We start from the raw sequence: 6,254 nt of genomic DNA on the forward strand, positions 1-6,254 counted from the left end.
CAACCGGGGGAACCGGCACCCGCGATGTTCTCGATTATGGCAAGGCTGCACCACCAACAGAAGGGTAAGAAGATACTAATTTCGGAGATAAGATACAACCCTTTATCAAGGATTTACTCGAATGCTCTCTTTGCCTTCAATCACTCAAATTAAAGGAGTTCCCAGATGATCCTAGAAGTTGCCACACTGGACGTGAAGCCTGGTCTGGAAGTAGATTTTGAATTTGCCTTTGGGAAGGCGCAAAAAATCATTGCCTCAATGAAGGGTTATCTTTCACATCAACTACAACGATCCATCGAAAACGAGAGCAGAACTATTTTGCTTGTAGAATGGGAAACCCTCGAGGACCATACCGAAGGATTTAGAAACTCCAGGGAATATCAGGAGTGGAAAGCTTTATTGCACCATTTCTATGATCCATTTCCATCTGTTGGGCATTTTAAATCTGTAACCTAAAATTTAAAAAAAGCCACTGAACGGAGTTGTTCGGTGGCTCCGTGTTTAATGCAGCCTCCCTTACTCAGCTACATCAAAATCGACAAAATCCAGGGGCGCATCAACAACCAGACTGGGACCTCCCGGTGCTGTAAGGCGTAATTCCTTCAACGCTTTGAAGATAAGACGCCCATCCTTCAACCAGCGAATAGAAGAGCCTAATGTCGGATAAACATCCGTCAAATCCTGTTGACTATGCCCGGAAACCGAAGCGTACCAGGGCTTGCCAATATCACTATACCAAAATCCGAAATGATCATTATCTGCCCACCCTATTATGCCAACATCGGCATCTGCCGAAGCGATAAAGACCGTATCGGCTGTGCTGGCATCCACGATGCGGATCTCACGCCCATCACCCACCTCCTTGATATAGAGCACCCTGGAGCCATCTGGAGAAATTTGCGGAATGGCGGTCCAAACAGGACTAGCCTGGATGATTGCCAACTGGGCCGAGACCCCATCCAGACCGACATACCAGAACCGACCGGGATCACTCGGATTGCTGAGGAAATCAGCTGCCGGAAGCGCCAGATAAAAACCATCCGAGGAACTTTTCCAGATAACTTCCGGTTGGAAGGACCACTCGCTATAGGTGCTGATCGGATCAAAATCAAAGGCAGTTCGATATTCCACACCGTCTACACTCATTACTGCAATATGGCTGGGTTGAGAGAGTGCCACCCACTGCTTATCTTGCGAATAATAGCGAACTCCACTTTGTCCCTCTTGCAAAACTTGAAATGGCGCGGGCGCATCAGCATCCACACGGTGCAACCCACCAAATGGATAGGGGTATGATTCTGTTTCCATATACATATCGAAAAACAAGGCATGTGTTCCAGGGATGAATTCGTAGGAATCCATCAAGGTCTTACCTACATAGTCGGTATTCCGTGCGACGGAGGCCAGATAGGCTTGCTTCACCAAATGAAGGGGGGTTCCACCATCAGATGAGATTGCCCACAACTCACCCTGCCGGGTGAATGCAATTAAGCGTCCATCATCGGAAATTTTGACATTTCCCGCATCCTCCATGTTGGTCAATTGGCGTGTTCCAAATCCCTCTGTCCACAGCCAGATATTTCCATCTCGAATATAAGCGATCCTTAACCCTGTCGTTTCATTTTCAGTTTCGGCCGGAGGCAGTTCTGTGGATGTCGAGTCGCCTGGAGAAGGTTCTATCGCTATCGATTCATTTGGTGACGCCATTGTGGCGGCCACAATGGTAGCAACCAGGTCCTCTTGATCTATTTCTGGGGTGGGCGTAACCTCTGCAAACACCCCACATGCCAGACTGAGCAGTAGTAGCAAACCTATTAACAAAATCTTTCTCTTCATCACGCGTCCTCCTGAATTTTCCTAAGTTTACTATACGCTAAAACTGCTATAGAGATAATAAAAAGACACCGAACTTTTTTGCAAAATATTCGGTATCTGGGGTCTGGCAAACAAGAATTTTTATTGCACCGGTCTTAACGCAAATTGTGGGCTCTCTTTTCTATTGGTAAAGAAGGCTTCTGGCAAATCCAGGGGGGTATATGTTGTGCCTGTGCCTAATGTGCCGAAAAGAAGGTAGTATAGCTCTATCTCAGCCTCTTCTCCTAAAGCAATATCTTGAAAGGCTACGATAAAATAACTTCCATCGGGGCTCCAGCGAGCATCACGATAGCAACAAGTGCTGGCCGCTGGGTTTAATTGCAGCGCTTTATGTGAATTGGTGTTATAGGTATAAAAATAACCAAAACCCTCATTACGTTTCGCTGTATTCATCAGAAAGAGATCTTCACCATCCCAATCAATATCAGGGATAATGGGAGATGAACTATTATAGCCACTCATCGTAAAACGCTGCGCAGGGAACTCATCCAAACGAACTGGCTCAGCAGAGGCACAACGCGAAATATCCATCACGCGGATGGTATCAATGTGGCGGTTACCCGCAACATCCACAAAAATCACAGAAAGCTTTGTTTCATCACTCGACCAACGCACATCTCTAACCGGAGCTTCGTTATAAAAACACCCGCCCATTTCCAGTAAATGATTACGATTGCGTGTACTTGTAAATTTTTCGAGATCAAGGGGCACAATAAAAAGCTCTCGATTCAAACTGACAGCAATTTGCTTTCCACGTGGGGATATCTGAAAGGCTTCTAAATATTCCGCATCCTCAAAACAAGTAACAACGTCAACACGATCTGCCTCTGTATCCACCGTCTGAACGCATTTTCCGACGACAAAGATTAGTGTTTTGCCATCTGGCAGCCATTGCAATTTAGACTTGGTTGACCCATCAGTGGTAAGCTGGAGCAAATCGGTACCATCAATATTCATCATCCAGACGTTATTATTGCCCAAAAATGCGATCTTATCTGCACCGCCAAGCACCGGTGGCCCTTCGGGAACTGGTGTTGCTGTTGGGGTTTCGGTCACAGCAATTGGGAGGACAGATGTTGAAGATGTGGCGGTAGCAATCGGTATGGCAGTAGATCTTGAAGCCACCAGAGCTGTTGGGGTGGGGGAGGGTTCCGGCGTGCTGAGGGGTAGAACTGATTTTAGAAAAAAGCCTATCCCAGCCAATCCGACCAAAGCTATCAGGGCAAATATCCAACCTCTTTTCCTTTTTGGGGGAGGGGGCTTGAGAGAAGGCTTGGTCCTGCTAACAACAGTTGGAATAGAGACTGTCTTATCTCCTCTTGCCAGCGCGCCAAGATAATCTGCAAATTCTGCGGCTGATTGGAAACGATCATCGGGGTCTTTTGCCATTGCCCGGTAAATGAATGTACCAACGCCGGAGGGTAAGTTAGGCCTGTCTTTAAGAATATCAGGGACAGGATCGGTGATATGTTTTACCACCATGCTCATGGGCGTATCGCCTTCGTAAGGGCGAACTCCAGTTAGCATACGATAGAGAATCGCTCCCAAAGCATAGATATCGCTCCGTCCATCAATTTCTTTACCCTGTGCCTGTTCAGGGCTTATATAAGCGGGGGTTCCGATAATCGCACTGCCGGTAACATCTATTTGTGAATCGCTGATTTTTGCAATTCCGAAATCTGAAAGATAGGGCTGATTTCGATGATCAAAGAGAATATTGGCAGGTTTTAGATCGCGGTGAATGATGCCTTTGGCATGAGCATCATCAAGGGCCGGGGCAATGATACTGAAAATGCGAGCTGCTTCCTTGAGGCTGAGATCTCCTTTTGCAAGCAGATCAGCGAGAGAGCCTCCGTGCATGTAGCGCATGACAAAGTATGGCAGCCCATCTGCTTCACCTACATCGTAGACCGGTACAATAGCAGGGTGTTCGAGCGCAGCGATTACCCTGGCCTCGCGATGGAAGCGCACGCTGAACTGCGGATCGTGTAGAAATTCGGCTGGCAAAACTTTTACTGCAACATCACGGTCAAATCGATCATCGTAACCAAGATAAACTGTTGCCATGCCACCCCGTCCTAATTCGGATTTGATTTCGTAGTGGCCTATTTTTTTTGGTTTTTGGGGGTTGCTTAGCGTTTCGTCCACAATGTTTTTCCTAAATACAATGATATCGAATTGCCTGATTTTATCATCAAATACCCTTGTCTAATAAGCTTGGCGAGCAAGCATTAGAAATGCTATAATCACGCACAAGCCCTGGTAGCTCAATAGGATAGAGCAATCGCCTCCTAAGCGATAGGTTGTGGGTTCAACTCCCATCTAGGGCATCCTTAATTTATATTAATTTTTTTCTAAGAATTATCTCTTGCATTTCCCTCTTGTTTGGTGTATTATATTGGTAGCGAACGCTTGGGTGCCCCCCTCACCCAGGCGTTTGCTGCTTAATACGTAGCTGAGTTTTTATCAGCATTTTCATACAAAAAAGGCGACTATTGTGATAGCCGCCTTTTTTTGTATTATTTTAACTCTCTAGTCGTTCTTACTCTTCGCTCACTTCGCCCTCAATGACATCATCATCTTCCGGGGAAGCATCCTCATCTCCAGCAGGCGGAGCTTGTGCCGCCTCCTGCTCCTGAGCATAAAGCTGCTGACTGATCGCGTTGAATGCTGTTTGAAGATCCTCAGTCGCCCTACGGATGCTGTCCGCATCATCACCTTCAGCGGCTTTCTTCAGCGTCTCGATCTTCTCCTCGATGTCCTTACGATCACCTTCAGAAACCTTGTCTCCCAATTCTTTGAGAGTCTTTTCAGTCTGGTAGCCAAGATTATCAGCACTATTTTTCAGATCGATCATTTCGCGGCGTTTCTTGTCGTCCACTTGGTGCGCTTTGGCTTGTTCGACCATATTGTCAATCTCGCTCTTGTCGAGATTAGTCGAGGCAGTAATGGTCACTTTCTGCTCTTTGCCGGTTGCCTTGTCTTTGGCGGTCACATTCAAAATACCGTTGGCATCAATATCGAAGGTTACTTCGACCTGTGGGATTCCACGCTGCGCGGGCGGGATACCATCCAGGCGGAAGCGCCCCAAGGACATATTGTCACCCGCCATCGGGCGTTCGCCCTGCAAAACGTGAATATCTACAGCGGTCTGATTATCTGCCGCCGTCGAATAGGTTTCGGTCTTGCGCACCGGGATCGTTGTATTGCGTTCGATCATTACTGTCATCACGCTGCCCATTGTTTCCACGCCCAACGAGAGCGGAGTCACATCGAGCAACAGGATATCTTTGACATCGCCAGCCAAAACCCCGGCTTGAATTGCCGCACCAACCGCCACAACTTCGTCTGGATTGACACCTTTATGTGGCTCCTTGCCATCAGTCAAACTTCTGACCAAATCGTGGATCATCGGCATGCGGGTTGAACCGCCAACGAGAACAACCTCGTTCAACTCGCCAGCTTTCAAAGCAGCATCTTTCAAAGCAGCTTCGAAGGGTGTTTTACATCGTTTGACCAGCTTTTCGGTCATCTGCTCAAATTTGGCACGGGTAAGTTTCAATTGCAGATGTTTTGGGCCAGAAGCGTCAGCCGTTACATAAGGCAGGTTGATCTCTGTTTCCATCACCGTAGAAAGCTCTATTTTTGCTTTTTCAGCAGCCTCGCGCAGACGCTGAAGCGCCTGGCGATCCTGGCGCAGGTCAATTCCCTGCTCTTTCTTGAACTCATCTGCCGCCCAATTGACGATCTCCTGATCCCAGTCATCGCCACCGAGATGCGTATCACCATTGGTAGATTTCACCTCGATCACGCCCTCACCAACTTCCAGGATTGAGACGTCAAAGGTGCCACCACCCAAGTCGAAGACCAGGATCGTCTCATCCTTTTTCTTGTCCAACCCATAAGTCAGGGCCGATGCGGTCGGCTCGTTGATGATACGCATCACCTCGAGCCCGGCGATCTTGCCCGCATCTTTCGTGGCCTGACGCTGGCTATCGTTAAAATAGGCGGGGACGGTGATCACAGCCTGTGTGACCGTTTCACCCAAATATGATTCAGCATCTGTTTTCAATTTGGCGAGGATCATCGCCGAAATCTCTTGCGGACTATATTCGCGTTTTGTGACCGGGATGCTGACGCGGACGTCATCCGTTGGGCCTGCGATCACCTTGAAAGGGACCATGCCACGCTCGGATTTTGTCTCGTCAAAACGACGACCGATAAATCGTTTGATCGAATAGACTGTATTCTCTGAATTTATGACGGCCTGGCGTTTGGCTGTTTGCCCCACCAGACGTTCCCCATTTTTATTGAATGCGACCACCGAGGGGACCAAACGTCCTCCTTCAGCAGAAGAGATGACGGTCGGCTGACCGCCT

The 6,254-nt window shown here is 48.0% G+C and carries 4 protein-coding genes and 1 tRNA gene; 2 read left to right on the plus strand and 3 right to left on the minus strand.

What is annotated here, in order from left to right; genetic code table 11:
• Window positions 1-165: 165 nt before the first annotated feature.
• Window positions 166-456, plus strand: a complete 291-nt coding sequence (locus tag AC3DOM_RS14505; RefSeq protein WP_487919763.1) for an antibiotic biosynthesis monooxygenase family protein — start codon at window positions 166-168, stop codon at window positions 454-456.
• A gap of 60 nt (window positions 457-516) precedes the next feature.
• Here AC3DOM_RS14505 and AC3DOM_RS14510 read toward each other — a convergent pair whose 3' ends face one another.
• Window positions 517-1,836 (minus strand): TolB-like translocation protein, encoded by a 1,320-nt coding sequence (locus AC3DOM_RS14510; protein WP_487919764.1) that lies wholly within the window; start codon window positions 1,834-1,836, stop codon window positions 517-519.
• Window positions 1,837-1,956: 120 nt separating this feature from the next.
• Window positions 1,957-4,023, minus strand: a complete 2,067-nt coding sequence (locus AC3DOM_RS14515; RefSeq protein ID WP_487919765.1) for a protein kinase domain-containing protein — start codon at window positions 4,021-4,023, stop codon at window positions 1,957-1,959.
• A gap of 108 nt (window positions 4,024-4,131) precedes the next feature.
• Here AC3DOM_RS14515 and AC3DOM_RS14520 point away from each other — a divergent pair.
• A tRNA-Arg gene (locus AC3DOM_RS14520) sits at window positions 4,132-4,205 on the plus strand.
• Window positions 4,206-4,417: 212 nt separating this feature from the next.
• Here AC3DOM_RS14520 and dnaK read toward each other — a convergent pair.
• Window positions 4,418-6,254: molecular chaperone DnaK (gene dnaK, locus AC3DOM_RS14525; RefSeq protein WP_487919766.1), on the minus strand; the 1,837-nt coding region annotated here is incomplete at its 5' end.

Source organism: Candidatus Desulfolinea nitratireducens, assembly GCF_982879505.1.

What these genes read in the sequence shown, in the direction of transcription:
- AC3DOM_RS14505 (WP_487919763.1), top strand. Translation starts at nt 166, where the DNA reads ATGATCCTAGAAGTTGCCACACTGGACGTGAAGCCTGGTCTGGAAGTA.
- AC3DOM_RS14510 (WP_487919764.1), bottom strand. Translation starts at nt 1,836, where the DNA reads ATGAAGAGAAAGATTTTGTTAATAGGTTTGCTACTACTGCTCAGTCTG.